Below are 24,452 nucleotides of genomic sequence, written 5' to 3' on the forward strand. Positions count from 1 at the left end.
CGCCCTCTGCCCGCGGTACTCCCGGGGCATGCCTGAACGGGCGCTCTCTCCTGCCGAGACAGGCGACGACGATCGCTTCGACCGCCTCTTCCGGCCTGCCTCGCTCGCCGAGTACGTCGGCCAGGCCAAGCACACGGAGAACCTGAAGGTCTTCGTCGAGGCCGCGCGCCGCCGGCACGAGCCGCTGGACCACATGCTCTTCTGCGGCCCGCCCGGGCTCGGCAAGACGACGCTCGCCCACATCCTCGCCCGCGAGATGGGCGTCACCCTCCACGTCACGAGCGGGCCGGCGATCGAGCACAAGGGCGCGCTGGCCGGGCTGCTCACCAAGCTGGAGCGCAACGACGTGCTCTTCATCGACGAGATCCACCGGCTCACGCCGGCGGTCGAGGAGAGCCTCTACCCCGCGATCGAGTCGTTCAAGATCGACATCATGACCGGCGACGGCCCGTACGCGACGACGATCCAGCTCGCGCTGAAGCCGTTCACGCTCGTCGGCGCCACGACCCGCACCGGGCTGCTCACCGCGCCGCTGCTGTCGCGGTTCGGCCACGTCGTCCGGCTCGATTTCTACCCCGTCGAGGAGCTCGAGCGCATCGTGCAGCGCAGCGCCGGCCTGCTCGACGTGCCGATCGACGCCGGGGGAGCGCGCGAGATCGCCGCGCGTTCGCGCGGCACCCCCCGCGTCGCCAACCGCCTCCTGCGCCGGGTCCGCGACTTCGCCGAGGTGCTCGGCGACGGCGCGATCACCATGGCGATCGCGCGCAAGACCGCGGAGCGGCTCGAGATCGACCCGGCGGGCCTCGACGAGATGGACCGCAGGCTGCTGCGCGTCATCATCGATCACTACGACGGCGGCCCGGTGGGCGTCGACACCCTGGCCGCGGCGCTCAGTGAGCCGCGCGACACCATCGAGGACGTATACGAGCCGTTCCTGCTGCAGCAGGGTTTCCTCGGCCGCACGCCCCGGGGCAGGATCGCGACCCGCCGCGCGTACGAGCACCTGGGCATCGCGGCTCCCGCGGCGAAGCAGGGGGATCTCTTCTCCTGACGCACGCCGCGCGCGCGGCGCCCCGATGCGCCGCGCCGCCCGCCACGTTCGGTGAGCGCGCCAGCGTTGCGCCGTGATCCGGAATTCTCTCATCGCTCCAGCGTGGAATCGATAAGCTTGCGGTGTGTCTCGCCGTGATCCTGTGCTCGTCGTGGATGACGACGCCGTCAGCCGGCAGATGCTGCTGCACGCGCTGGCCGACGCGGGCATCGAGACCGTCGCGGTCACCTCGGGCGCGGAGGCGCTCGCCTGGCTCAAGGCGAACGTGCCCGCGCTCGTGCTGCTCGATCTGGTGATGCCGCCCCCGGACGGCTACGTGGTCCTCAGCGCCGTACGGGATGATCGCCGCACGCAGGACGTCCCGGTCGTCGTGCTGACGGCGCTCGACGCGGACGAGGAGGTCGCCCGCGCGTTCGAGCTCGGCGCGGACGACTTCATCCGCAAGCCGTTTCGCCCGGCCGAGCTCATCGCCCGCATCCGCGGGCAGCTCCGGATCCGCGACTACGTCGACGCGCTCGCGCGCAAGGAGCACGACGCGAAGGTCGTCCTCGAGCTGACACAGGCGCTCTCCTCGACGCTCGACTTCCGGAACATCCTCTTCACGGTCGTGCGCCGCATCGCCGAGGTGGCGCGCGTCGATCGATGCAGCATCGTCCTCGTGCGCGACTCGGGCGACGTCGGCTACGTGGTCGCCGCGAGCGACGACAAGGAGCTCCGCGATCTGCCGATCGATCTCGGGAAGTACCCGGAGATCCAGCGCGTCATGCGCACGGGCGACGTGCTCGTGATCGACGACGCGAAGGCGCACCCGCTGTTCGACATCGTGCGCGCCGAGCTCCCGGAGAACGCGTTCCGCTCGCTCGCCCTCCTGCCGATCCTGTTCGAGGACAAGCCGCTCGGGGTGCTCTTCCTGCGGGGGCGGCAGCCGGTGGCCCCTCACGCGCACGAGCTCTCGCTGGCGCGCACGGTCGCGAGCGCCACCGCGATCGCCCTGCGCAACGCGCGCATCCTGCAGTCGCTCCGCGATCAGACGCAGCAGAGCACCTTCGCCCGGTTCGAGGCGGAGCGCCGGCTCAAGGCGCTCCAGCGCTACGCCGACTTCTTCCACTCGACCGCGGACGGTATCATCGTCGTCGATCCCGACGGCCACATCCTCTTCTCCAACCCGCGCGCCCAGGCGATCACCGGGCGCACGGCGGAGGACCTCGAGAAGGCGAACCTGGCCGACCTCGTCGACCCTCGCGAGCACCCGCTCCTCGAGGAGATCCGGGCCGGCTTCGCCAAGGGGTCGTTCCCGCACATGGTGGACTTCACCGTGAGGCGGGGCGAGCCCGAGTATGAGAAGCTCATCCTGAGCTTCAGCTTCAGCAGCGTCCTCCGGGAGGAGAGCGGCGCCGTCCTCGTCAGCTTCCGCGACGTCACCACGGAGCGCGCCACCGAGGCGGAGCTCACCAAGACCAAGGAGTTCTTGGAGCGGGTCATCGAGAGCTCCGTCGACGCCATCGTCTCGGCCGACATGGAGGGCGTCGTCCTGCTCTTCAACCGCGCCGCCGAGCGGATCTACGGCTATGACGCGAAGGAGGTCGTCGGCGCGATGAACGTCCGCGCGCTCTACCCCGACCACAACGCCGAGCAGATCATGAGGCTCATCCACGCGAAGGAGCACGGCGGCCCCGGCCGGCTCGAGGGCTACCGGACCGAGGTCCTCGCCAAGGACGGGTCGCGCATCCCGGTGCACCTCTCCGCCGCGTTGATCTTCGAGAACGGCGTCCCGGTCGGCTCCGTCGGCATCTTCACCGACCTGCGCGAGCGGATGCGGATGGAGGCCCGCCTCACCGAGGCGCAGGAGGAGCTCCGCGCTCGCGAGAAGCAGGCCATCATCGCGGAGCTCGCGGGCGCGGCCGCGCACGAGCTGAACCAGCCCCTCACCAGCGTGCTCGGCTACGCCGAGCTGATCTGCCGCCGGATCGACGACGCGTCCCCCATCAAGGGGGCGGCGGCCACGATCCGCAGCGAGGCCGAGCGGATGGCGGAGATCGTCCGCAAAATCGGCAAGATCACCCGCTACGAAACGAAATCCTATGTCGGCGCCGCGAAGATCATCGATCTCGACCGGTCGAGCGGCGACGACCCGAACAGGGGGATCGGGTGAGCGGGAGGAGCGCGGAGCGCCTGGGGAAGCGGCCGTTGTCCGACGCTCCCGTCACGCTTCGAAAGCCCCTCACCCGGGACCTCCCGCTCGAGTGGATCGACAACCTGCTGATCGCGTCGAGCGAGCTGGATCCATCCGCTTCCATCGAGCAGCGCGCCTCGGCGCTGCTCGGCGCGGCCGCGAAGATGCTCCCCGGCTGCGGTCTCGGCGTGTACATCCCGGGCGCGACGGGCGCGCAGGCGGTCGTCCGGGTGTCGCCGCGCCCTCGCCGCGACGACGGCCGCGATCCGGCGCGGCTCCTCCCGGAGTTCGCCTTCGAGCGCGTCGCGGCCATCGAGCCAGAAGGGCGCTCGACGATGCACATCGCGGCCGACGACGCCGGGTACCTCGACAGCGCGCCCATCCAGGCGCTGGTCGACCGGCTCGTGCTCACCCTGGGCGCCTCGCTCCGCGAGGCGCGCGCGCACGAGTCGCTGCGCGCCCAGGTCATCCAGGCCGAGAAGCTGGCCTCCCTCGGGAAGATGGCCGCCGGCGTGGTGCACGAGCTCAACAACCCGCTCACCTCGATCCTCGCCTACTCCGAGTACCTGCGCCGCAAGGGCGAGCGCAGCGGCTTCGATCCCTCGGACATCGAGCGGCTCGCGAGGATCAACGAGGCGGCGGACCGCATCCTCCGCTTCTCGCGCGACCTCATCACCTACGCGCGGCCGTCGACGGAGAAGCCGGGCGCCGTCTCCCTCCACGACATCATCGAGCGCGCGCTGGTCTTCTGCGAGCACCTGCTCGACCAGACGGGCGTCACCGTCGAGCGATGCTTCGGCGAGATACCGCCCGTGCGGGGCCTCATCGACCCGCTGACGCAGGTGTTCGTCAACCTGTTCACGAACGCCGCGCACGCGATGCACGAGCACGGCGGCTGTCTCGGCATCACCACCACGATGTCGCCGGAGGACGGTTACATCACGGTGACCATCCGGGACGAGGGGCACGGGATCGACATCGAGCACCTGCCGAGGATCTTCGACCCCTTCTTCACGACCAAGACCGACGGGAGCGGCACCGGGCTCGGCCTGAGCATCGTCAGGAACATCGTCGCCTCGCACGGCGGCAGCATCCGCGCGGAGGCGTGCGCCCCGCGCGGGACGGCCTTCTACCTCGACCTGCCCGTCGCGCTGCCGTCCTCGGGCCGCCGCTGAGCGGGCGCCGAGCGCCCTCGCTCAGGGCGCGACCTTGATGCCGAGCACGAGCACGCCGCCCTGGTGCTGCTGACCCGCCACGAAGAAATTCTCGCCCGCCTTGGCGTTCACCTCGAGCAGCGGCAGGAACGTGTTGCCGCCTGGCTTCTGGATGCTCGCGCTGACGACGAAGCGCTTCGGCTCGTCCTGCTTCTTCGCGGCCACGACGTCCTTCAGCGACACCATGAGGACGCTGCCGTTCGGCAGCTTCGTCGTCGTCGGCTTGCCCTTCTGCAGGCTGATCTTCAGCCGATCGAGGAGCTTGTAGCTGTTGTACGCCGAGAACGGCGGCTTCCCGAGCTCGGGCATCTTGCCGATCTTCGGATCGATCCCGGCCCCGTCGTTCGTTGCGTGGAGGACCACGACCTCGGTCGTGACCGCGGCGTCGGACGGCGCGGCCGGGGCGGGCGCCGGCGCCTTGCCTTGCGCGACGGCGGGGGAAGGGCTCACGCCGAGCGCCAGGACCATGATCGCGGTGATCGCACTCGCAAGAAATCTCATCACTGTCCTCCCGGACCCTCATCGGAGAGCCAAACCACCGTGGTCGTCGGGCCTGAGGCAGCCGCCTCCCGCGGAACGTAGAAGATGGATCCCATGCGCGCCCCGAAGTCGACCGCGGCGACCTCGACGCCCGGCTCGATCTCGCCTTCGGCGCTCGGCGCGGCGACGGGCTCGTGGGTCGGTGCGGCGGGCGGCGGGGCGAGCTCCGCGGAGGGCGCCGGCGCGGTCAGCGCTGCGCTGGGCGCCTCCACGTCGGTCCGGCCCCAGACCATCATCGCGGCGGCCGCAGCCACGGCGAGCGCCGTCAGCGCGAAGATCCCGCGCGCGTTGTCGTTGGCCGGCGATCCCTGAAGCCGCGCCCGCGCGCGCGGCGGAGCGGCCGGCGGCGACGCCGCGAGCGGCTGCACGACAGCGCCTCCGTTGGCCTTCGATGCCGCCCCCTCCCCTTCGAGGATCTTCGCCATGACCCCGTCGGCGATGCCGTCGGCCGCGCTGGAGGCGAGCGCGCTGTCCCGGATCATGTCGGCTGCGGTGACGAGCCCTGCGACCTTCGCTCGGCAGCCGGGGTCGTGGAGCACATACTCCTCCACCTGCCGGTGACGCGCCTCATCGAGCTCACCGTCGAGATAGAGCATCAGCTCCAGATCCGTCGGCGGGGCGCTCGCTTCCCCGTGATTCGCCTTGCTGCTGTTGGCGGTGCTCACGCGATCTCCTCCGGGTCCTCTGCGGCTCCCTTGCCCTCTTCCTCCGCGTAGCAGTCAGCGAGGGCGCGCTGAAGCTTCTGACGGGCGTGGAACAGGCGGCTCATGATCGTCCCCTTCGAGACCCCCATCGCCTGCGCCATCTCCTCGTAGGACATCCCCTCGACCTCCCGCATCAGGATCACGCCTCGGTGGTAAGGCGGCAGCGCGTCGAGCGCGGCCTGGATGCGCCCGGCGATCTCTCGGCGGCGGACGACGTTGAGGGGGTCGGCGCCGTCGATCCGGGCGACGAGCGGGAAGTCGGACTGCTCTTCAGCTGCCTGGTTTTCCTGGAGCTCGAGGTCGCGGCGCCCCGGCTTGCGCATGAGGTCGATCGCCAGGTTCGTGACGATCCGGTAAAGCCAGGTAAAAAACGAGGAGCCGCCCTGAAAGGAGCCGAGCCCCTTGTAGACGCGGAGGAACGCGTCCTGCACGAGCTCGCGCGCGTCGTTCTCGTCGCGGACGAGCCCCATCGCGATCGCGAACGCCCGGCGCTGGTGCCGTTCCACGAGCGAGCGGAACGCCGCCTGGTCCCCCTTCTGCGCCCGCTCGATGAGCTCACGATCTTCCTCCGCTTCCCGCCGTCGTGCCTCGCGATTGGACGCACGGGCGGAAGCGCTATTCAGGCGCGCGTGGAGCTGCTCCGCTCGGCGGTGGTCGCCCCCCGCGGGCAGGTCGTCGCCCTCGATGTCGCCCGGCGCGTCGCCGGGAGGGCCGGGAGGTGCGACCGGCTCGAGCTCGTCCGGGGAGGAGGGTAGAGAGGCCACGGGGTCAGCTTACCTGAGGAGGCTGGGGGACGAGGAAGGTCGCGCGGCGGATGCCCCGGCCGGGCGCGCGGCGACCGGCGGGCGTGCCGGGCACAAGGTCGTTACGCTCCGCGTTGCCCGGCTCACGGCTCATCGGTCTCCTCGTTGAGCTCGGGGAGCTCGCCCAGCGTGAGGCGCACATCGAAGACCCGCTCGAGCCGCGCGACGCGGAGCGTAACGATCTTGTTCACGCCGGCGATGCTCGCCATCCACCTGAGCTCGTTCGGGTCGGAAATCGGCTTTCCCTCGAAGCCGATGATCACGTCGTCCGGCGCGATGCCGGCCCGGTCCGCGGGCCCACCCGCCACCACGGTCTTCACCCACGCCCCCTTTCGATCCGGCCGCTTGAGCCGCCCCGCCTCGATCGAGTTGAGGACATCGACGATCACCCCGACCTGGCTCCGGCGGATCTTCCCGTCGCGCAGCAGCATCGGCAGGAGCTGCCGCACCATGTTGATCGGGATCGCAAACCCGATGTTGTTCGCGTTGGCGCGCACGGCCGCGTTGATGCCGACCACCTCGCCCTTGAGGTTCAGGAGCGGGCCGCCGGAGTTGCCCGGGTTGATGCTCGCGTCCGTCTGGAGGAAGTTGAAATAGCCGCTCGGGTCGAGCCCCTTCACGTCGTCCCGGGTGCGGCCCTTGGCCGAGAGGATGCCCGCCGAGACCGTGTGGGAGAGGCCGAAGGGGTTGCCGATCGCGACCACCCAGTCGCCGACCTCGATGGTGTCCGAGTCGCCCAGCGGCAGCGACGGGAGCCTCTTCTCCTCGACCTTCAGCACGGCGACGTCCGTGTGCTTGTCGCGGCCGACGACGGTCGCCTTGATGTCGCGCCCGTCGACGAAGCTCACGAGGATGTCCGTCGCGCCCTCGATGACGTGGTTGTTCGTCAGCAGGAAGCCCTCGGGGTCGTAGACGAAGGCCGTCCCGAGCCCCTCGGCGACCGTGCGGCGGCGGCCGCCGGGGTGCTGCTGCCGCTCGACGCGGGCCTTGACCGTGGCGACCGCTGGGTCGGCCCTGCGCGCGAGCGGCGCGAAGGAGCCGGGCATGCCCTCGGACCGGACGATCGGAGGAGGCAGCGGCGTAGGAGGAGACGGGGGAAGGCTGACCACCGGCACGGCGCCCGGGGGGACGGCGGAGCTGCTCGCTCCGGAAGAGTGGCCGGGAGAGGCCTTGCTGCACGCGGCGACGAGCCAGGCGAGGAGGACCCACGAAAGAGCCCTGGCGCCGGCGGTCACGAGCGTTTCGAGACCTCGAGGTAGCGCATCCGCAGATCGTAGAGCGCCTGCTCAAGCAGGCGCTCCTCGTCACCCGTGAGGTTCCCCTTGGTCTTCTCCTGGAGCAGGGAGAGCAGATCGATGTCCTGATGCGCGAGGACCAGGTTCTGCTCTTCCCTGCCGTCAGGGCTGGGCGCGTCGCCCAGGTGCACGTACGCGGAGCCGATGATCGACAGCACAAACGTCGAGAAGTCGAGCGTCGGCAGCTCCGGGGGGCCCCCGGCCGGAGGGAGCTCCTCCTGCTCCTTCGCGTCGCTCACTCGGACCCTTCGTCGTCGAGCTCAGGCTCGACCCGCGGCGCGTGCGCTGCCCCGCCGAGCGCCGGCTGATCGACCGCGATCGTCTCGGCCTGCTCTTCCACGTCCGGCAAGCTCGCGAGGTGCGCCTCGATGGTCGTGGCGCCAAGCGTACCGCTCGCCAGCAGGCGCTCGCGCACCCGGCGATCGAGCTGCAGCTCCGTCAGCTTGCCCTTCTCACCTACGGTCATGATGTGATCTCCTCGGACAACCCGCCCGTTCGCGGCGGGCTTAGGACGACTTCTTCGAGAGCGTCACGAGCACCTCGCCATTGCCGTGCTCGTGAGGATGGCCGTGATCGTGGTCATGATCGTGATCGTGATCGTGGCCGCAGCACCCCCCGCTCTCGGACTCCTCGATGCGCTCCTCCAGCTCGGCTTGAGCCTGCGCGATCTCCTCTTCGCTGGCGGCGCGCACATCGCTGACCTGGACCTGGAAGCGCACCTTCTGGCCCGCCAGCGGGTGGTTCGTGTCGACCCGGAAGCCGTCGGGGAGGATGTCGACCACCCGGAGCGCGACCGGCTCGCCGTCCGGCCCCTGGGCGACGAACTCGTCGCCGACCTCGACCTCGCCCGCGTCGGGGAAATCGGCCTTGTCGACCTCGAAGATGCCGGAGTCCTCGCGCTCGCCGAACGCCTCGGCCGGCTCGACGGTGATCTCGCGCTGCTCGCCGGCGCGCAGGCCCTCCAGGGCGCGCTCCAGGCCAGGCACGATCTGGGCATATCCGTGCACGTAGATGAGCGGCTCCGCGGTCGACGCCTGGTCCACCGCCTCGCCGTTTTCGTTGAACAGGACGTAGGACAGCGTGACGACGGTGTCCGTTGCGATGGGCAGCGACTCCATAGGCGGCGGTTGGTTTGCCATGGCGGTTCCGCGGTTTCAAGCGAGCCGCGCCTGCGCAGCGGCATGCTATGAGGACGTCCGATGGCCGATTCCATGGCTCGGGCGACCGGTCGCGACCCTCTCGACGCGTCGGCCCCTGCGACGCAGGCCACCCCGGAAGCGGAGCGCGTTCGCCCCGGCGAGGCGCCGCCGGGCGGGACCCGACCGGCCTCGGCAGCGCCTCCCCCGCGCGGCGGCGCGTCGGCCCAGGGCCCGCGCGCGGGTGGACCGCCTCCCGGTCGCGGGGGGGAGAGCCTGGAGCAGGAGCTCTCGCGGGTGGGGACGAAGCGCTGGCTCGGGCGCCTCGGCGTTCTGGCGATCATCGCCGCGCTCGTCGCGGGGATCGTCGTGTGGAGGATCCGGACGGCGCCGCCGCCGCCGCCGCGCTACGTCACGGGCGACATCACGACGGGCGACGTGATCGAGGTGGTGCAGTCGACGGGGCAGGTCAAGCCGCTCACCGAGGTGCAGGTCGGCGCGCAGGTTTCGGGGCGAATCACCAAGGTTTACGTGGATTTCAACAGCATCGTGAAGGCCGGCGACGTGCTGGCCGAGATCGATCCGACGCTCTTCGGGGCGCAGATCGACTCCAACCAGGCGCAGCTCGAGGCGGCCAACGCGAGCGTCGTGCGCTCCGAGGCCTCGCTGGGGACCGCCAAGCAGCGGCTCGACCGCGCGAAGAGGATGGTCGCGGAGGGCGTGGGCTCGCAGGCCGATCTCGACACGGCGCAGGGCGCCTACGACGTGGCGCTCGCCGATCTCGCGGCCGCGAAGGCGCAGGTGGCGCAGCTCAGGGCGGTGCTCCGCTCCTCCACGACGAACCTCCAGTACACGCGCATCTTCTCCCCCATCGACGGGGTCGTCATCAGCCGCGCGATCGATCCCGGGCAGACCGTGGCGGCGAGCTTCCAGGCGCCCACGCTCTTCGTGATCGCCCAGGATCTGCGCAAGATGCGCGTGCTCGCCGACATCGACGAGGCGGACGTGGGGCGGCTCCGCGAGGGCATCGAGGCCGACGTCAGCGTCGACGCCTTTCCGGGCGAGACGTTCCGGGGGACCGTGAGCCAGGTGCGATACAGCCCGCTCAACCAGTCCGGCGTCGTGACGTACGCGGCGGTCGTCGAGGTCGACAACCCGGACGTCAAGCTCCGGCCGGGCATGACGGCCACGGTGAGCATCCGGTCCGCCGAGGCCAAGGGGGTGCGGCGGCTGCCGAACGCGGCGCTCCGGTTCAAGCCGGCCCCGGAACGGGACAAGGACGGCAAGGAGATCAAGGCGCCGCCCCTCGAGCCGCTCCCGCCGAAGAAGGGCCGCGTCTACGTGCTGACCGACGCCACGCCGGGCGCGGAGAAGATCGAGCCGCGCGTCGTCGACGTCGGGATCACCGACGGCATCGTCACCGCGCTGCTCACCGATCTCGGGCCGGTCAAAATCGTCATCGACGAGAACGACGGTCCATCCACGGGCGGCAGGGGGCGCGGCCCCCGGCTGTTCTGAGGCGCGATGCTGCCCCAGAGCCAGGCCGTCGCCGCGGTGCTCCGAGACGAGCCGCTCATCGAGCTCTCGAGCGTCGGCAAGGACTACACGACCGAGGCGGTCGTCGTGCGAGCGCTCCGCCACGTGGATCTGACCATCCAGCACGGCGACTTCGTCGCCATCGTCGGGCAGAGCGGCTCCGGCAAGAGCACCCTGATGAACATCATCGGGTGCCTCGATCGGCCGACCCGGGGCACGTACCGGCTGGACGGGCTCGACGTGACCCGGCGCAGCAACGACGCGCGCGCGATCGTGAGGAACCGCCTCATCGGGTTCGTCTTCCAGGGCTTCAACCTGCTGCCGCGCACCACGGCGCTCGAGAACGTGGAGCTGCCGCTCGTCTACCGGGGCGTCGGCGCGGCGGAGCGGCGCAGGCGCGCGCTCGAGGCGCTCAGCGCGGTGGGGCTGGCCGAGCGCCTGCACCACACGCCGAACCAGCTCTCGGGCGGCCAGCAGCAGCGCGTCGCCATCGCGCGGGCGCTCGTCACCTCCCCGCCGCTGCTCCTCGCCGACGAGCCCACGGGCAACCTCGACACCCGCACGAGCTACGAGGTGCTCGGGCTCCTTCAGCGGCTCAACCTGGAAGGGATCACCATCGTCCTCGTGACCCACGAGCCGGACATCGCCGCCTGCGCGAGCCGCGTGATCACGATGCGCGACGGCGAGGTCCGCAGCGATCTCAGGAACGAGCGCCCCGTCGACGCGGCGGTGGCCCTGGCCGCGCTGCCGCCCTCCGGGGCGGAGCTCGACGAGCAGGCGCCGTGAGGGGCTACCTTGCCGCCGTCCGGCTCGCCCTGCGCGCCATCGTCCGATCGAAGCTCCGCGCCGCGCTCACGGTGCTCGGCATCCTGATCGGGGTCGCGGCCGTGGTGATCGTGGTGGCGCTCGGGACGGGCGTACGCAACCGCGTCCTCGGCGAGATCTCGGGCCTGGGCGCGAGCTCGATCTACATCTTCCCGCAGTCGACGCAGGCCTCTGGGCTGAAGCGCCGCGAGAACGTGCGGATGTCGGAGGCCGACGGGCTCGCGATCCTGAAGGAGTCGACAAGCGTGGCCGCGCTGAGCCCGTTCAGCTCCACGTCGACGCAGATCGTGGCCGGAGAGGCCAACGTCGCGACCCAGGTCATGGGCGTGACGCGGAGCTACCTCACGATCCTCTCCTACCGCGTCGCCAAGGGCGACGGCTGGACCGAGTCGGACGAGCAGCTCAAGACGAAGGTCTGCGTGATCGGCGAGACCGTCCGGGAGAACCTGTTCGGCTCCGGCGAGGCCGTGGGGCAGTACATCCGGATCGGCAAGCACCCGTTCCGGGTCATCGGGGTGCTCGAGAAGAAGGGGCAATCGCCGTTCGGCGAGGATCAGGACGACCGGCTGCTCATGCCGATCGGCAGCTTCCGGTCGCGCGTCGTGCCGAGCGCGCCGGGCAGGGTGCAGATGCTCGTCGCGGCCGCGACCAGCGAGCTGACCGTCGATCGCGCGGTGGACCAGATCGACAGGATCCTCCGGCAGCGCCACGAGATCGACCCCGAGGACGAGCCGGATTTCGTGATCCGCACGCAGGCGGAGTTCCGGGCGTCGCAGGAGCGGATCCTGGACACCCTGACGATGCTCCTGTCGTCGATCGCCGCGGTGTCGCTCCTCGTCGGCGGGATCGGCGTCATGAACATCATGCTGGTCAGCGTCACCGAGCGGACGCGCGAGATCGGCATCCGCATGGCGATCGGCGCCTCCGAGGGCGACATCCTGGTCCAGTTCCTGGTCGAGGCCATCACCCTGTCGCTCATCGGCGGCGTGATGGGGCTCGGCGCGGGGCTCGTCGTCATCCAGCTCTTCGCCGCGGCGCTCGGCTGGAGCATGACGTTGCCGGCCAGCGCGGTCGTCGTCGCGGTGGGGACGAGCGCGACGATCGGGATCGTCTTCGGGTTCTTCCCGGCGCGCCGCGCCGCGCGCCAGGACCCGATCACCGCCCTGAGGCACGAATGAGGGCGACGCTCACCCGCGTCCTTTCGGCGATCGTGATCGCGCTGCGCGCCGTCCGCCGGAACAAGCTCCGCGCAGGGCTCACGATCCTGGGGATCACGATCGGCGTCGCGGCCGTGGTCACGGTCACCGCGCTGGCGAGCGGCGCGCGCGCCAACGTGAACGCGCAGATCTCGAACCTCGGCTCCAACTCGCTCATCGTCTTCGCGCGCTCCGCGCGCGCCTCGGGCGTCCGCAGCACCACCGGCGCCCGGCTCTCGGAGCTCGACGGCCAGGCGCTCGTGCGCGAGTCGACGAGCATCCGGATCGCGGCGCCGTTCCTCAGGTCGAGCGCCCAGGTCATCTACGAAGGCCAGAACGCGAGCCCGACGCTCGTCGGCACCCGCCTCAACTACTTCGAGATCCGGAGCTGGAAGGTGGCGCGGGGAGAGCCGTGGGGCCCCGCCTCGGAGAACCTCTCCGAGAAGGTCGTCGTCATCGGCGCCCAGACCGCGCGCGACCTGTTCGGGTCGCTCGATCCGGTCGGCCGGATGGTGCGGATCGGCCGCCATACCTACCGCGTGCTCGGGGTCCTGGAGGAGAAGGGGGCGTCGCCCTTCGGGCAGAGCCAGGACGACATCGTGCTGATGCCCATCACCACGATGCGCTCGCACGTCGTCGCCACGCGGCCCGGAGAAGTGCACGCGATCCTCCTGAGCTCGACGTCCGCGGAGACGTCCGAGCGCGCCAAGCAGCAGGCCGAGGCGATCCTCCGCCAGCGGCACCGCATCGACGAGGGCGAGGAGGACGACTTCGCCGTCCGGAGCCAGGCGGAGTTCCAGGCCATGCAGGACGCGATCTTCGCGGCGCTCTCGGCGCTGCTCGTCAGCATCGCGGCGGTGTCGCTCGTCGTCGGCGGCATCGGCGTCATGAACATCATGCTGGTGTCGGTCACCGAACGTACCCGCGAGATCGGCATCCGGATGGCCATCGGCGCCCGGGAGATCGACATCCTGCTGCAGTTCCTGCTCGAGGCGCTCGTGCTCGCCACGCTGGGCGGCGTCGTCGGCAGCGCGCTCGGGTACGGCGTCATCCTCGGGTTCTCGAGCGCCCTCGGCTGGCCGATGAGGCTCGAGCCGACGGCGCTCGGCGTCGCGCTCGGGGTGAGCACGGCGATCGGGATCGTCTTCGGGTTCTTCCCAGCGCGGCGGGCCGCGCGCATGGATCCCGTGAACGCGCTCGGTCGCGAGTAGCGCGAAGCAGCGCGAACCCCTGCGGACCGCCGCGGCGGCCGGAGGGAGGCGGGGGCGCGGCCGCGCAGGCGGCGCGCGCCTCCCGGGATCAGCTCTTCTTCATGAGGTCGGCGAAGGTGCCGAACTTGGCCTCGCGCGCGACGCCCGCGCGGTACTGCTGGTACGCCTGCTTCTCGGCGTCTTCCTTGAGGGCGCGGATCGACAGCTTGGCCTCTCCCCGGCGCGGATCCACCTCGATGACCTTCGCGTCGAACTGGGTCCCGATGGGGAACTCCTTGCGCAGGTCGGTGCCGCGCTGCGTGCCGGTGTGGCCGGCCGGGATGAAGCCGCGGGCCGCTCGCCCCGTCGTGCCGAGCACCCGGACGACGAGCCCCCCTTCGGTCACCTGCGTGACGGCCACCTTCACCGCCCTGCCCTGCTGCACGCGCTGGCGCGGCTCGCTCTCCTCGCCCTCGGGCGGGGCGGGGTGGAGCCCGATCCGCCGGCCCGCGGGGGTCGCAGCTCGCGACGACGACGTCGACCTCGTCGCCGACCTTCACCACCTCGCTCGGGTGCTGGATCGGCTTCATCGAGAGGTCGGCCGTGTGGATGAGCCCATCGATGCCCGGCTCGAGCTCGATGAAGGCACCGAACGGCTGCAGGCGGGCGATCTTGCCCTTGTGGCGCGAGCCGACCGCGTACTTGTCCTTCACCGCGTCCCAGGGGTCGACCGTGGCGGCCTTGCGGCTCAGCCAGAGCTTGCCCTTGTCGTCGACGCGCAGGACCTTCACCTCGATGTCGGCGCCCGGCTTGAACAGCTCGGTCAGCTTGGCGCCGCGATCGTGGCTCGCCTCGCTCATGTGGACCAGCCCCTCGACGCCGCCGGCGTCGGGGAGCGCGACGAACACGCCCCACGCGACGACCTTGCGCACCACGCCCTTGTGCAGCGAGCCGGGCTCGATCGACGTGAGCGCCTCGGTGCGCGCCTTCCGGCTCTCCTCCTCGAGCATCTTGCGGCGGGACACGACGATGTCGCGCCCCTTCTTCGCGAACTGCGTCACGATGAAGTCGAGCCGCTGCCCCACGAGGTAGTTGAGGTCGGCGCCGTGGCGAAGATCGACGTGCGACGCCGGCGCGAAGGCGCGGAGGCCGCCGAGGTCGACCTCGAGCCCGCCCTTCACCGCCCCGGTCACGAACCCCTCGATCGGCTCGCCGCTCTGGAGCGCGGCCTCGGCGCGCGCCCGCGCCTGATCGAGCTGCACCGGCGCCCTCGACAGGAGCAGCATGCCCCCGCGCACGCCGGTGCTCGCCACCGTCGCGATGAACTGATCGCCGTCGACGGGCGGCTCCTCATCGAGGATCTCGCGGCGGTCGAAGAGCCCCGTGGCCTTCCCGGCGATGTCGATCCAGATGGCATGGTCAGTGATCTTGCTGACCTTGCCGAACACCTCCTCGCCGATGCTGAAGGCCGGGCGCTCGCGCGGCGGCGGCGCTCCCTGCCCCTTGCGCCGCTTGCGCTTCTCGCCGCCGGGCTGGGGCTGCCCCCCCGCCTCGTCGGCCGCCTGCTCCTCCTCGCCTTCCTCGTCGCCCGCATCGGCCGCATCGGCGTCGCTGGCCTCGGCCGCGGCGTCGGCCGCCTCGGCGCCCGGCTGACCGGCCTCCTCCGCGCCCTTGCGGCGGCGGCGGCGGCGGCGCTTCTTTCCAGCGCCCCCCTCCGCCTGTGCGGCCGCGCCCGCGTCTCCCGCCGGCGCGGGCTTCGCGCCTTGCGCGGGTTTCGCGCCCTGCGCGGGCTTCCCGCCCGCCGGAGCGCCCCGCCTGGCCTGGCCCTGGGGCGCCCCCGGCTTGCGGTTGCCGATATCATCCCGCGGCAGGCCGGGGACGCGGTTGCCGATGTCGTCGCCGGGCTGCTCTTCCCAGTCGTCGTCGTCGTCGGCAGCGCTCACCGGGGCGGCGGGTGCCGCTGCGGCCGGTGCTGCCTCGGGCTGGGTCGAGCTCGCCTGCGGCGAGGTTTCTCCGCCGGACGCGCCGCTCGCCTCGGGCGGGGCGGTGGACCCCGCTTCATGAGCCTGGGTTGCTTGGTCGGACGCCGCGTTCGACGCCTCGAGCGAGCCGCCCTGGTCGGCCGGAGCTGCCGGCGCGTCCGCCGGCGTGGTGGTATTTTCGTGGGTATTCATCCGCGCCTCGCGCGACAACGCATGCCGATGGGGGCGAAACGTGCTCGCGTTCTCTCCAGCGGCCCCCTCGGGTCAATTGGGGGGAAGGGGCCGGAACCATAACGTACCCGGGACGTTTACGCGAGAGCCTACCGCATGATGGGCAGGTGCTTGTTCGTCCCCCCGCTCCGGTCGATGCGCAGGCCGCCCCCGCTCGCGAGGTTGTGGGCGCTGATCTGGCCGGCCAGCCGCTCCGCCACATCCAGGAAGGCCCGCGCGATCGGGCTGGCCGGGGCAGCCTGAACGACCGGCGTGCCGGCGTCGCCCCACTCCCGGATGGCGGGGTCCATCGGGATCTGGCCGAGCAGCGGCGCCTCGGCGAACTCGGCGATCTTCTGCCCGCCGCCGGCCCCGAAGAGCTCGTGCCGCTTGCTGCACCCGTCGCACACGAAGTAGCTCTCGTTCTCGACCACGCCGAGCAGGGCGATCCCGACCTTCTGGGCCATGGAGACCGATTTGTACACGTCCTGGAGGGCCACCTCCTGCGGCGTCGTCACGACGATCGCGCCCGTGGTCCTCATTTTCTGGGAGATCGTCAGCGCGATGTCACCGGTCCCGGGCGGCAGATCCAGCACCAGGTAGTCGAGCTCACCCCACTCCACATCGCGCATGAACTGGAGCAGCGCGTTCTGGAGCATCGGGCCGCGCCAGACGACGGCTGACCTCGGGTCCTCCAGGAGGAAGCCGATCGACATGAGCTTCACGCCGAAGCGCTCGAGCGGCAGGAATTTCTGGCCGTCGGCGGAGGTCGGGCGGCCCATCACGCCGAGCATGGTCGGGACGCTCGGCCCGTACATGTCGGCGTCGAGCAGGCCGACCTTGGCCCCCTCGCGGCTCAGCGCCAGCGTCAGGTTGGCGGCGACCGTGCTCTTGCCGACGCCGCCCTTGCCGCTCATCACGAGGACGATGTTGCGCACGCCCGGCGACGGGTCGTCCGGGAGGATGGTGCGCTTCGGGACGGCGACGTCCCACGCGATCCGGACGTCCTTCGCGCCGGCGCCCTTCAGCGCCGCCTCGATGTCCGCGGCGAGCCGCTGCTTGAAGTGGCTGGTCAGCTCGACCGTGAGCGAGACGGCCTCGCCCTCGATCGAGAGCTCCCGGACGCGCCCGAGGTCTGTGAGCGGGCGCTGGAGATCCGGCGCGATGACCTTTGCCAGCGCGGCGAGCGCGGCATCCTTCGTGATGGGCATGGGGCGAAGGAGTTAGGACCGCTCCGGATTCCCGTCAACCGGCGAGCGCGCCACGCTCGCGGCCGTTCGATTTCGCCTCGCCTTCGCCTCGCCGCGGGGCGGCGCCCCGGCCGCCCCGCGTCCGGCCGGCCCCGTCACCAGCAGGAGGTGACCACGGAGCCCGGGTCGCTCGGGTCGAGCCGGCGCGACGGCAGGTAGCACCGCGAGTCCACGCACTCGTTGCTCGCGTTCGTCTCGACGCACACGCACGCGCCGGCGAGCCCGCTGGGCGACTTCGGGCAGACCTCGTCCGCGTTCTCCTCGGTGCACCGGATGGGGAGCGCCGCGTCGAGGCACGCCCGCTGGCCGCGCAGCGTGGTGGTGCACTCCATCGTGGAGTCCGCGTCGCCGCAGTCGGTGTCGTTGCGGCACGGGTGGCAGAACCCGCCGGGATCCCCGACGCAGCGGTCGAACCGCGGCTTGCACACGTCGCCGTCGCACCGGTAGTCGAGGTCGCAGTCGGAGTCCTCGCTGCACGACCTGGCGCACCGGCTCTCGCCGCCGATGGTGACGCAGCGCTGCCCCAGGACGAGCGAGCAGTCGACATCGGAGCTGCACGGCGCGCACTGCGTGCGCTTGACGCACGTCTTCCGCAGCAGGCAGAGCGAGCCCTCCTCGTAGGTGTTGCCTTCGCCGAACGTGGAGGGGTCGATGCACTCCTCGTCGGTCTCGCCGCAGAAGCTGCTATTCCCCTTGTCCGTGCCGCAGATCGCGTGAGGGTCGCGGGTCACGGTGCACTCGAAGCCGCCGGGGCAGTCGGCGTCGCTCTCGCAATGCGGCTGCGTGCAGTACGCCTCGGCGTCGCCCTCTCCCTTGCCGAGGCACTCCAGGCCGAGCGAGGAGCACTGGTCGGGAGCGCAGGTCGGGATGAAACAGTAGCTGCCGTCGCTGCACTTGCCGGCGGTGCAGGCGGGGTTGTCGCCGCATGCCGCGGCGTCGCGCTGGCACTCGCCGGGATTCCCGTTGCACTGCATCGGGTTGCACGGCGTGTCGTCGGGGCAGCGCCCGAACTGCCCGCATTCGAAACCGAACGGACACGGTGCGCCAAAACCCACCATTTTCCCGTTCGGTCTACAAACGGAAATCTTGGCTTCCGTGTCGTCTTCCACGGCGGGCACACAGTCCTGGAGCCCCGGGGTGCACTCGAGGTGGCTGCTGCACTCGAGCACGCAGCGGTTTCCGACGCAGGTGTTGCCCGCCAGGCAGAGCTCCGGCCTGCACTTGCCCTCACAGACGCCGTTGACGACGACGCCTCCGAAGCATTCGTCCCGAGGCGCGTCCGACGACGAGCAGGCGCCGCTCGCGAGGGCCGCCCCGCTCGCCAGCAAGCCCAGCATCAGGAAGGCGTGGATACGACGGAGACGGGGCCGAACGGCGCTGTGAGAGGCGACAACCTGCTGCATAGGACCTCAGCGCGGGAAACACCCGCGGATCGGGGCAGGCACGGCGGGCCTGGCCGGAGATTGCGGAAACGAGCCCCCGAGCGAAGCGGCGGCGACAAGGTTGCCCTTGACGCCCCCCGTGCCGCCCAGAAGAATGAGCACTCCTACACCATACTTCAGGCGGTGGCATCATGCGAATGGACGCAGTTCTCGTTTGGATGGGCCTTGGCGTCGTCGCAGCCCTGGGGCTCGTCGGCTGCGGGGGAGAAGAGGATCCCATCCCGGCTCCTCCTTTTCCTGAAGGGACGGGTCAGCCTGCGGCCAACGCTGCTCAATATCCGGCTGGGCCGTATGGGATCAGCCCCGGCCGGGTGATCGCGAATTATCAGTTCGTCGGGTACGCCAACGCCGCCGAACACAAGGACACGATGCAGCCGATTCAGCTCGCCGACTTCTACAACCCGACCGGGGAGGAGGTCTTTCCTGAGGGCTCGCCCTACGGCGCTGGCGAGCCGAAGCCGAAGGTGCTGCTGATCGACGTCTCGTCCGTGTGGTGCGGCCCCTGCAAGATCGAGGCGGAGTCCGTCCTGCCCAGGCTCTACGAGAAGTATCAACCGCTGGGCGGAGAGTTCCTGGTCCAGCTCGCCGACGGGAGGAACCCGGGTGAGCCCGCGGTGGCGCGCGACCTGTACCGCTGGACGACCACGTACGACGTGCAGTACCCGTCGGCGATCGACCCGTCGTACAAGCTCGGCGCGCTCTTCCAGGCCGATGCGTTCCCGGCGAACATGCTGGTCAGGACGAAGGACATGACCATCATCGAGGTCGTCGCCGGCGTGCCCGAGGAGAACAGCAGTTTTTGGCGGACGTTCGAGAAGATCATGAACGGCGAGATCTGAAGGATCCGCCGCGCGGGCGCGCCGCCGAGCCACCGTTCGGCGCGCCCGCGGGAGAAGCTGCCAGGGCGCCGCTCGCGGCGTCCGCGACGTTGAGACCTCAAGCCGGTCGGCCGCTCAGGCCGGCCCTCCGCGACGGAAGCCCTCGATGAACCGAATCACCCGCTGCGCACTCTCGCTGGCGCTCACTGTCCTCGGCCTCGCGACCACCTCGTGCGGCGCCGCCTCCGGCGGCCCGGCGGCGAGCCCTGCGCCGGACTTCTCGCTCCCCGCCTTGGACGGCAAGACCGTCAGGCTCTCGGATTATGCCGGCAAGAGCGTCGTATTGATCGACTTCTGGTCGACCACCTGCGATCCGTGCTTGGCGGAGATGCCCCACATCGTCGAGCTCTACAAGAAGCACAAGGACAAGGGGTTCGTCGTGCTCGCCGTCTCCCTCGATGGGCCGGAGTCCCGCGCGCAGGTGAGCAGCACGGCGCACGACAGAGAGATGATTTTCCCCGTGCTCCTCGACGAGGAGACGACCGTGGCCGCCAAGTACAACCCGAAGCGCGAGCTCCCGTTTTCCGTGCTCATCGGCCGAGACGGCTCGATTCTTCACAAGCGCGGCGGGTACCAGCCCGGCGACGAGGCGCTGCTCACCGAGCACGTCGAGAAGGCGCTCGGCCTGCCGTAGGCGCGGAGGGCTCGCGCTCGGCGCCGCGCCGGGCTCCACGGGCCGTAGGTCCGTGGTAGGAAACCGAGGTGCGCTCCCTGCTCCACGCCGCCGTCGCCGGTCTGCCCGCAGCGTCCCTCCTCCTCGCCGCCGGCCCCGCGGCGGCGATCGATTTCCAGGACGTCGGCGGCCAGCCGATGGCCGTCGACGTCGTGAACACCGCGGCGGCGGTGTACCACTTCGACAACCGGAACGACGATCCTCGGTACGCGGCGCGCTACCTCGACGACCACTACGGCGAGATCCTCGACCGGCTGGACGCGCAGATCAGCTGGTGGCGTCTTCAGCTCGGCGCCCGGATCGACGCTGCCTTCTACGTCGGCACGCCGTCGGCGACCAGCGTCGACCTGCTGGAGAAGATCCGGGACGAGGAGGTCTTGTTCGAGCTCAACGACGCCAGGCGGGAGCTCCACTCGCGGTACCGGAACACGGTCTATCCGGCGAAGCTCTGGATAACCTACACACAGCCAGGCATCGAGGCGACGGCAGGTGATTTTTACGCCCAGCTCGGGCGCGGCCTGGTCTTCAGCGTGCGCAAGATGGACGAGCTGGCCATCGACACGACGGTACGAGGCGGCAGGCTCGCGTTCGAGCACGATTTCACGCTCCTCCGGCTCAAGGCCACGGCCTTCGCCGGGCAGCTGAACCCGCTGCGCATCGACAGCGCGAGCGGCAGGCGGCTGCACGGCTCCGGGTCACCCCTCTTCTTCGGGTTCCCCGACGCGGACAGCGCGGGCGACCTGATCACGCACGAGTCCACCGTGGACCCGCAGGGAAATCCGCGCCCGGTCACGCATGTCGCGGAGGCGCAGCCGAGCTACGTCGAGGACACCGTGCTCGGCGGAAGCCTGGAGGTGGCGGTGAAGGGCGTGCAGCTCGCCGCGAACGGAGCGCTCCTCCGCGGCGAGGTCGGCACGATCAGCGGCTCGATCGGCGTCCCCTCGATCGCGGAGCACGGCGACGTCTACGTCGAGGTGGCCGGCCAGCCGGGCCGAACGGAAGAGGGCCAGCGCGTCCGGCCAGGCTACGCGATCTACGCGGCGGCGAACGCCCGCAGCGGGCCGGTCGCCGTGTCGCTCGAGGGGAAGCACTATCGCCGCTTCGCGTCGCTCTTGGCCAACATCGATGTCGACCCGCTGAACCCTGGCTTCAGCGCGCCCGAGTACAAGGGCCTCGCGTACAACCAACCTCCCACGGCGGAGCCCGTCTACGTGGAGCCGATCGGCGCGCCGAACGTCTGCGTGACGGGCGGGCGCGGGCGGGTCGACTACCGCTTCGACCGGAGCCTGGCCGTGTACGCCTGGGTCGGTCGTTACGTGAGCTTCACGGAGAAGGCGAGCGAGGGCTGCATCGAGGAGGACGCGAACCGCACCGACACGTGGGACGTCGCGGCAGGCACTGAGCTCCACTTCGACCGCAGCCGCTCGCACGTGCGCGCGTGGGCCGGAGCTCGACAATCCGACGAGGCCGAGCCGGAGCGCGCCTTCTACAGCGAGGGCTACGTCCGCTACGACGTCGTGAAGCACCTCGCTGGCGCGTTCTCTGTCCAGGCGCAGGGCAACAACCGCCGCCGCTACAGGCCAGAGAATTTCGAGTCGTCCTGGGTCGAAGGGGACAACTACCTCGCGCTCCAGTGGTCGCCCCACCTGTCCGCAATTTTCGGCTACGAGTACACGTCTCAACCTGGTTGCGCGCCCGGCAAGGACGGCGAGCTCTGCCACTTCTTCAGCGGGGGGCTGCAGTGGAAATCCGGCTCGAGGAGGACGGTGCTCGATCAGATCGTCGACACGGCGCAGCTCTTCGTCGGCCAGCGGCGCGGGGGACTGCGCTGCGTCTCCGGGGTGTGCCGGACCTTCCCTCCGTTCGAGGGCGCGCGGCTCGAGCTCGTCTCGAGGTTCTGAGCGGACGAGCGCGCCGCGCGCGGCCGCCGGCGGCGGTCAGGACGCGCTGAGGATCGCGCAGGCCACCGCGCGCCTGACCCGGGGATCGGCGTCGGCGACCAGCGGGGCAGCGCGCGGGATCTCGCCGAGATCGACCAGGCCGACGCCGGCCGCCTCGCGGACCGGGATCTCCCGGGACTGGAGATCGCGCTCCAGGAGCGGCACGACGGACCTGACGCCCGCGCGGGCGAGGACGCCCCGCGCGAGCACCGCGCGGGTCGACGTGCCCGTGGCGAGCTTCGTCAGCCACGCGCTCGCGGCGGTGCGCTCGCGCGTGGCGACGAGGTGCGGCGGGGCATCGACGTGGCGGGCGTGGACGGCGAAGACGACGGCGTCATCCGGATCGCCCCGCGCCTCGAGGAGCGCGGCTCGCACCTCGGCGTCCTCGAGCGGCGCGGAGAGGATGGCGTAGACGCGGTCCCTCGTCTGGCTCGTGCGGATCGCGCTGATGAGGACGGCGGCGGCTTCCCCGGCGCCGTCGCCGCCGGCGCGGACCAGCCCGCGCGCGGCGGCGATCGCGGGCGCGCCGCGCTGGGTGGAGATCGCCCAGAGGAGCTGCGCGCGCCCGCCGGCGTCGATCGCGCGCGGCGCGGCCCACGCCTCGGCGATCGCTTCACGCCCGGGTTCATCCGAGAGGGTCCAGAGATCGCGCAACGCCAGCACGACCTCTCGACCACCGAGCGCACCGGCGGCGCGGATCGCGAGCGTCCGCGCGAGCGGATACGGGTCGAGGCGCGCCGCTTCGAGCAGCGCGCCTCGGTCGTTGGGGTCCGCCGCCGCGATCGCGGCGCGGAGCGCCGAGACGCGCACCTCCTGATCGCCGTCGAGCATCCGCGCGCGCCGCGCCGCGCCGTCCTCGGCTGCGACGAGGGCCCGCGCCACCAGCGCGCGGAGCGCCGCGTCCTTGTCGGGGGACCTCCCCGCCTCCGCGTCGTTTGCGTACAGCTTCACGCGCTCGGGCTCCGTGAGCCCTGCCTCGAGGAGGAGCATCGCTGCGGCTGTCGCGACCGCGCCCGTGCCCGCGGCGCGCTCGGCGAGCGCGTCCTCCAGCGGGCGCGCGCAGGTCCGGAGCTCGCGCAGGAGATCGATCCCGGACGGCGGCGTCGCGCGCGAGATCTCCCCCTCCGCGACCGCTCGGGCGATCGCGCGCGCGTCGTCGCTGTCGAGCGCGCCGCGGCGCAGCTCGTCGTGGAGCGCGCGGCGCAGCTCGTCGAACCTGCCCGCCTCGGCCGCGCGCATCGAGGCCGAGCTCGCGCAGCCGACGACCGCGGCGAGCGAGAGGAGGCCGGCGAGGATCGACCCGGGGAGCGCGCGGTGCATGAGGCGACTCTTACCGCGCCGAAGTTCGCGCTCGAAGCCCCTTCGGCTCGACCACCCGGGGAATCCGTTCTATACGGCGCTCACGCCCCGGCCCCATGCGTATCGACGTCATCGTCAACACCACAGCGCGCCGGCACCGGGCGAAGCCTTCGCTCATCGACCGCATGTCGGCCGCCTGCGCTGGCGCTGCGGAGCTCCATCCGACCTCGAACGTCGCGGAGCTCGCCGAGGTCTGCGACCGGATCGCGCGGCGTGGCACGGATCTGGTCGCGCTCTCCGGCGGAGACGGCAGCTTCATGGCGGGCGTCACGGCGCTCGCCCGCGCCTTCGGCGAGCGCGCCTTGCCGCCCCTGGTCCTACTGCCCGGCGGGACCGTGGCGACCGTCGCGCGCAACTGGGGCATGACGGGCGATCCCGCCGTGCTCCTCGAGCGGATCGTCCACGAAGCTCGCAGCCTTCGCGGCGGCGCCGCCCTCTCTGGGATTGTCCGTCGGCCCACCTTGCGCGCACGAGCGACGACGCGCGGCGGCGGCGTCGAGGAGCGCATCGGCTTCATCTTCGGCACCGGGCTCGTGGCCAGCTTCTTCGACGTCTATTACGAGCGCGGAGGCGACGGATACGGCGCCGCGGCGCGCATCGTGGCGCGGGTGTTCGTCGAGTCGTTCTACGGCGGCTCCTACGCGCGGCGCGTGCTCGAACCGCTGCCCTGCACGATCGAGGTGGAGGGGCGGCGGCTCGCCCCGCGCGCCTGGTCGCTCGTCTGCTCGTCCGTGGTGCGCGATCTCGGCATCCACATGCGGGTCACCTACCGGGCCGGTGAGGATCTCGAGCGCCCGCACCTCGTCGCCAGCGCGCTACCCCCCCGGGAGCTGGGCCCGCGCGCCCCGCTCGTGCTTGCGGGCCGGCGGATCGGCGGCCGGGATCACTTCGACGATCTCGTCCGCGATTTCACGGTCCGGTTCGACGCCGCGCCCGGCGCGCCGACGCCCGGCGACGGCCCCTATATCCTCGACGGAGATCCCCTCCGGGCGAGCGAGATCCGGATCTCGGCCGGGCCGGCCATCGACGTCCTGACCCTGCGTCCCTGAGCCCGC

Annotated in this window: 22 protein-coding genes and 1 pseudogene; 11 read left to right on the plus strand and 12 right to left on the minus strand. The window is 71.2% G+C overall.

Features of this window, described 5'->3' with window-relative positions:
• Positions 1 to 28: 28 nt before the first annotated feature.
• The 3 genes from ruvB to WME83_RS41945 all read left to right on the plus strand — a co-directional run bounded on the left by ruvB (position 29) and on the right by WME83_RS41945 (position 4,399).
• A complete protein-coding gene (gene ruvB, locus WME83_RS41935; RefSeq protein WP_437315316.1) occupies positions 29 to 1,051 on the plus strand; it encodes a Holliday junction branch migration DNA helicase RuvB in 1,023 nt (340 codons plus the stop codon).
• A gap of 124 nt (positions 1,052 to 1,175) precedes the next feature.
• Positions 1,176 to 3,203: a PAS domain S-box protein gene (locus WME83_RS41940; RefSeq protein ID WP_437315317.1), complete on the plus strand. Its 2,028-nt coding sequence runs from the start codon at positions 1,176 to 1,178 to the stop codon at positions 3,201 to 3,203.
• 35 nt (positions 3,204 to 3,238) lie between these two features.
• Positions 3,239 to 4,399, plus strand: a complete 1,161-nt coding sequence (locus WME83_RS41945) for a sensor histidine kinase (protein ID WP_437315318.1) — start codon at positions 3,239 to 3,241, stop codon at positions 4,397 to 4,399.
• A 21-nt stretch (positions 4,400 to 4,420) separates the two neighbouring features.
• Here the strand turns inward: WME83_RS41945 and WME83_RS41950 are convergent, their stop codons facing one another.
• From WME83_RS41950 to WME83_RS41980, 7 genes are all read right to left on the minus strand, one after another.
• A complete protein-coding gene (locus WME83_RS41950; protein WP_437315319.1) occupies positions 4,421 to 4,939 on the minus strand; it encodes a hypothetical protein in 519 nt (172 codons plus the stop codon).
• Positions 4,939 to 5,643 (minus strand): anti-sigma factor family protein, encoded by a 705-nt coding sequence (locus WME83_RS41955; protein WP_437315320.1) that lies wholly within the window; start codon positions 5,641 to 5,643, stop codon positions 4,939 to 4,941. The genes WME83_RS41950 and WME83_RS41955 overlap by 1 nt, the downstream gene beginning before the upstream one ends.
• Entirely contained in the window at positions 5,640 to 6,446 is an 807-nt protein-coding gene (locus WME83_RS41960) for a sigma-70 family RNA polymerase sigma factor (RefSeq protein WP_437315321.1), read from the minus strand. Before WME83_RS41960 ends, WME83_RS41955 begins: the two co-directional genes overlap by 4 nt.
• A 122-nt stretch (positions 6,447 to 6,568) precedes the next feature.
• Complete coding sequence (locus WME83_RS41965) at positions 6,569 to 7,531, minus strand: S1C family serine protease (protein WP_437315322.1); 963 nt, start codon at positions 7,529 to 7,531, stop codon at positions 6,569 to 6,571.
• A 185-nt stretch (positions 7,532 to 7,716) separates the two neighbouring features.
• A complete protein-coding gene (locus WME83_RS41970; protein WP_437315323.1) occupies positions 7,717 to 8,019 on the minus strand; it encodes a DUF1844 domain-containing protein in 303 nt (100 codons plus the stop codon).
• Complete coding sequence (locus WME83_RS41975) at positions 8,016 to 8,246, minus strand: hypothetical protein (protein WP_437315324.1); 231 nt, start codon at positions 8,244 to 8,246, stop codon at positions 8,016 to 8,018. The genes WME83_RS41970 and WME83_RS41975 overlap by 4 nt, the downstream gene beginning before the upstream one ends.
• A 40-nt stretch (positions 8,247 to 8,286) precedes the next feature.
• Positions 8,287 to 8,919 carry an FKBP-type peptidyl-prolyl cis-trans isomerase gene (locus WME83_RS41980; RefSeq protein WP_437315325.1) on the minus strand — a complete coding sequence of 211 codons (633 nt, stop codon included), beginning with the start codon at positions 8,917 to 8,919 and terminating at the stop codon, positions 8,287 to 8,289.
• 294 nt (positions 8,920 to 9,213) lie between these two features.
• Here WME83_RS41980 and WME83_RS41985 point away from each other — a divergent pair, with 294 nt between their 5' ends.
• The 4 genes from WME83_RS41985 to WME83_RS42000 are packed head-to-tail and all read left to right on the plus strand — an operon-like array spanning position 9,214 to position 13,684.
• Positions 9,214 to 10,434 carry an efflux RND transporter periplasmic adaptor subunit gene (locus WME83_RS41985; RefSeq protein ID WP_437315326.1) on the plus strand — a complete coding sequence of 407 codons (1,221 nt, stop codon included), beginning with the start codon at positions 9,214 to 9,216 and terminating at the stop codon, positions 10,432 to 10,434.
• A 6-nt stretch (positions 10,435 to 10,440) separates the two neighbouring features.
• Positions 10,441 to 11,238, plus strand: a complete 798-nt coding sequence (locus WME83_RS41990) for an ABC transporter ATP-binding protein (RefSeq protein WP_020740289.1) — start codon at positions 10,441 to 10,443, stop codon at positions 11,236 to 11,238.
• On the plus strand, positions 11,235 to 12,455 hold the full coding sequence (locus WME83_RS41995; RefSeq protein WP_437315327.1) for an ABC transporter permease: 1,221 nt from the start codon (positions 11,235 to 11,237) through the stop codon (positions 12,453 to 12,455). Before WME83_RS41990 ends, WME83_RS41995 begins: the two co-directional genes overlap by 4 nt.
• On the plus strand, positions 12,452 to 13,684 hold the full coding sequence (locus WME83_RS42000) for an ABC transporter permease (protein ID WP_437315328.1): 1,233 nt from the start codon (positions 12,452 to 12,454) through the stop codon (positions 13,682 to 13,684). The genes WME83_RS41995 and WME83_RS42000 overlap by 4 nt, the downstream gene beginning before the upstream one ends.
• Before the next feature lie 88 nt (positions 13,685 to 13,772).
• Here WME83_RS42000 and WME83_RS42005 read toward each other — a convergent pair whose 3' ends face one another.
• The 4 genes and pseudogenes from WME83_RS42005 to WME83_RS42020 form a co-directional block, all read right to left on the minus strand.
• Positions 13,773 to 14,090, minus strand: coding sequence for a S1 RNA-binding domain-containing protein (locus WME83_RS42005; RefSeq protein WP_437315329.1), 318 nt, complete (start codon positions 14,088 to 14,090; stop codon positions 13,773 to 13,775).
• Positions 14,091 to 14,235: 145 nt separating this feature from the next.
• A pseudogene (locus WME83_RS42010) lies at positions 14,236 to 15,837 on the minus strand (30S ribosomal protein S1); the annotation flags it as partial.
• Positions 15,838 to 15,965: 128 nt separating this feature from the next.
• Positions 15,966 to 17,066 carry a P-loop NTPase gene (locus WME83_RS42015; RefSeq protein ID WP_437315330.1) on the minus strand — a complete coding sequence of 367 codons (1,101 nt, stop codon included), beginning with the start codon at positions 17,064 to 17,066 and terminating at the stop codon, positions 15,966 to 15,968.
• Between the two features lie 134 nt (positions 17,067 to 17,200).
• On the minus strand, positions 17,201 to 18,442 hold the full coding sequence (locus WME83_RS42020; protein ID WP_437315331.1) for a hypothetical protein: 1,242 nt from the start codon (positions 18,440 to 18,442) through the stop codon (positions 17,201 to 17,203).
• Between the two features lie 416 nt (positions 18,443 to 18,858).
• Between WME83_RS42020 and WME83_RS42025 the strand changes: the two genes are divergently transcribed.
• From WME83_RS42025 to WME83_RS42035, 3 genes are all read left to right on the plus strand, one after another.
• Positions 18,859 to 19,386, plus strand: coding sequence for a TlpA family protein disulfide reductase (locus WME83_RS42025; RefSeq protein ID WP_437315332.1), 528 nt, complete (start codon positions 18,859 to 18,861; stop codon positions 19,384 to 19,386).
• 145 nt (positions 19,387 to 19,531) lie between these two features.
• Positions 19,532 to 20,059, plus strand: a complete 528-nt coding sequence (locus WME83_RS42030) for a peroxiredoxin family protein (RefSeq protein ID WP_437315333.1) — start codon at positions 19,532 to 19,534, stop codon at positions 20,057 to 20,059.
• A gap of 68 nt (positions 20,060 to 20,127) precedes the next feature.
• Complete coding sequence (locus WME83_RS42035; RefSeq protein WP_437315334.1) at positions 20,128 to 21,999, plus strand: hypothetical protein; 1,872 nt, start codon at positions 20,128 to 20,130, stop codon at positions 21,997 to 21,999.
• Between the two features lie 36 nt (positions 22,000 to 22,035).
• On the opposite strand, the gene WME83_RS42040 is transcribed toward WME83_RS42035, so the two are convergent.
• Positions 22,036 to 23,358 carry a hypothetical protein gene (locus tag WME83_RS42040; RefSeq protein WP_437315335.1) on the minus strand — a complete coding sequence of 441 codons (1,323 nt, stop codon included), beginning with the start codon at positions 23,356 to 23,358 and terminating at the stop codon, positions 22,036 to 22,038.
• 95 nt (positions 23,359 to 23,453) lie between these two features.
• Between WME83_RS42040 and WME83_RS42045 the strand changes: the two genes are divergently transcribed.
• Complete coding sequence (locus tag WME83_RS42045) at positions 23,454 to 24,446, plus strand: diacylglycerol/lipid kinase family protein (RefSeq protein ID WP_437315336.1); 993 nt, start codon at positions 23,454 to 23,456, stop codon at positions 24,444 to 24,446.
• Positions 24,447 to 24,452 lie beyond the last annotated feature (6 nt).

Origin of the sequence: Sorangium sp. So ce385 (genome assembly GCF_051474135.1) — a bacterium.
In the GTDB taxonomy this organism is placed as follows: domain Bacteria; phylum Myxococcota_A; class Polyangia; order Polyangiales; family Polyangiaceae; genus Sorangium; species Sorangium cellulosum_D.

Coding starts and splice junctions, on each gene's coding strand:
- WME83_RS42045 (WP_437315336.1), top strand. CDS start 23,454: ATGCGTATCGACGTCATCGTCAACACCACAGCGCGCCGGCACCGGGCG.
- WME83_RS42015 (WP_437315330.1), bottom strand. CDS start 17,066: ATGCCCATCACGAAGGATGCCGCGCTCGCCGCGCTGGCAAAGGTCATC.
- WME83_RS42030 (WP_437315333.1), top strand. CDS start 19,532: ATGAACCGAATCACCCGCTGCGCACTCTCGCTGGCGCTCACTGTCCTC.
- WME83_RS42000 (WP_437315328.1), top strand. CDS start 12,452: ATGAGGGCGACGCTCACCCGCGTCCTTTCGGCGATCGTGATCGCGCTG.
- WME83_RS41975 (WP_437315324.1), bottom strand. CDS start 8,246: ATGACCGTAGGTGAGAAGGGCAAGCTGACGGAGCTGCAGCTCGATCGC.
- WME83_RS41980 (WP_437315325.1), bottom strand. CDS start 8,919: ATGGCAAACCAACCGCCGCCTATGGAGTCGCTGCCCATCGCAACGGAC.
- WME83_RS42040 (WP_437315335.1), bottom strand. CDS start 23,358: ATGCACCGCGCGCTCCCCGGGTCGATCCTCGCCGGCCTCCTCTCGCTC.
- WME83_RS41965 (WP_437315322.1), bottom strand. CDS start 7,531: ATGCCCGGCTCCTTCGCGCCGCTCGCGCGCAGGGCCGACCCAGCGGTC.
- WME83_RS41990 (WP_020740289.1), top strand. CDS start 10,441: ATGCTGCCCCAGAGCCAGGCCGTCGCCGCGGTGCTCCGAGACGAGCCG.
- WME83_RS42020 (WP_437315331.1), bottom strand. CDS start 18,442: ATGCTGGGCTTGCTGGCGAGCGGGGCGGCCCTCGCGAGCGGCGCCTGC.
- WME83_RS41950 (WP_437315319.1), bottom strand. CDS start 4,939: ATGAGATTTCTTGCGAGTGCGATCACCGCGATCATGGTCCTGGCGCTC.
- ruvB (WP_437315316.1), top strand. CDS start 29: ATGCCTGAACGGGCGCTCTCTCCTGCCGAGACAGGCGACGACGATCGC.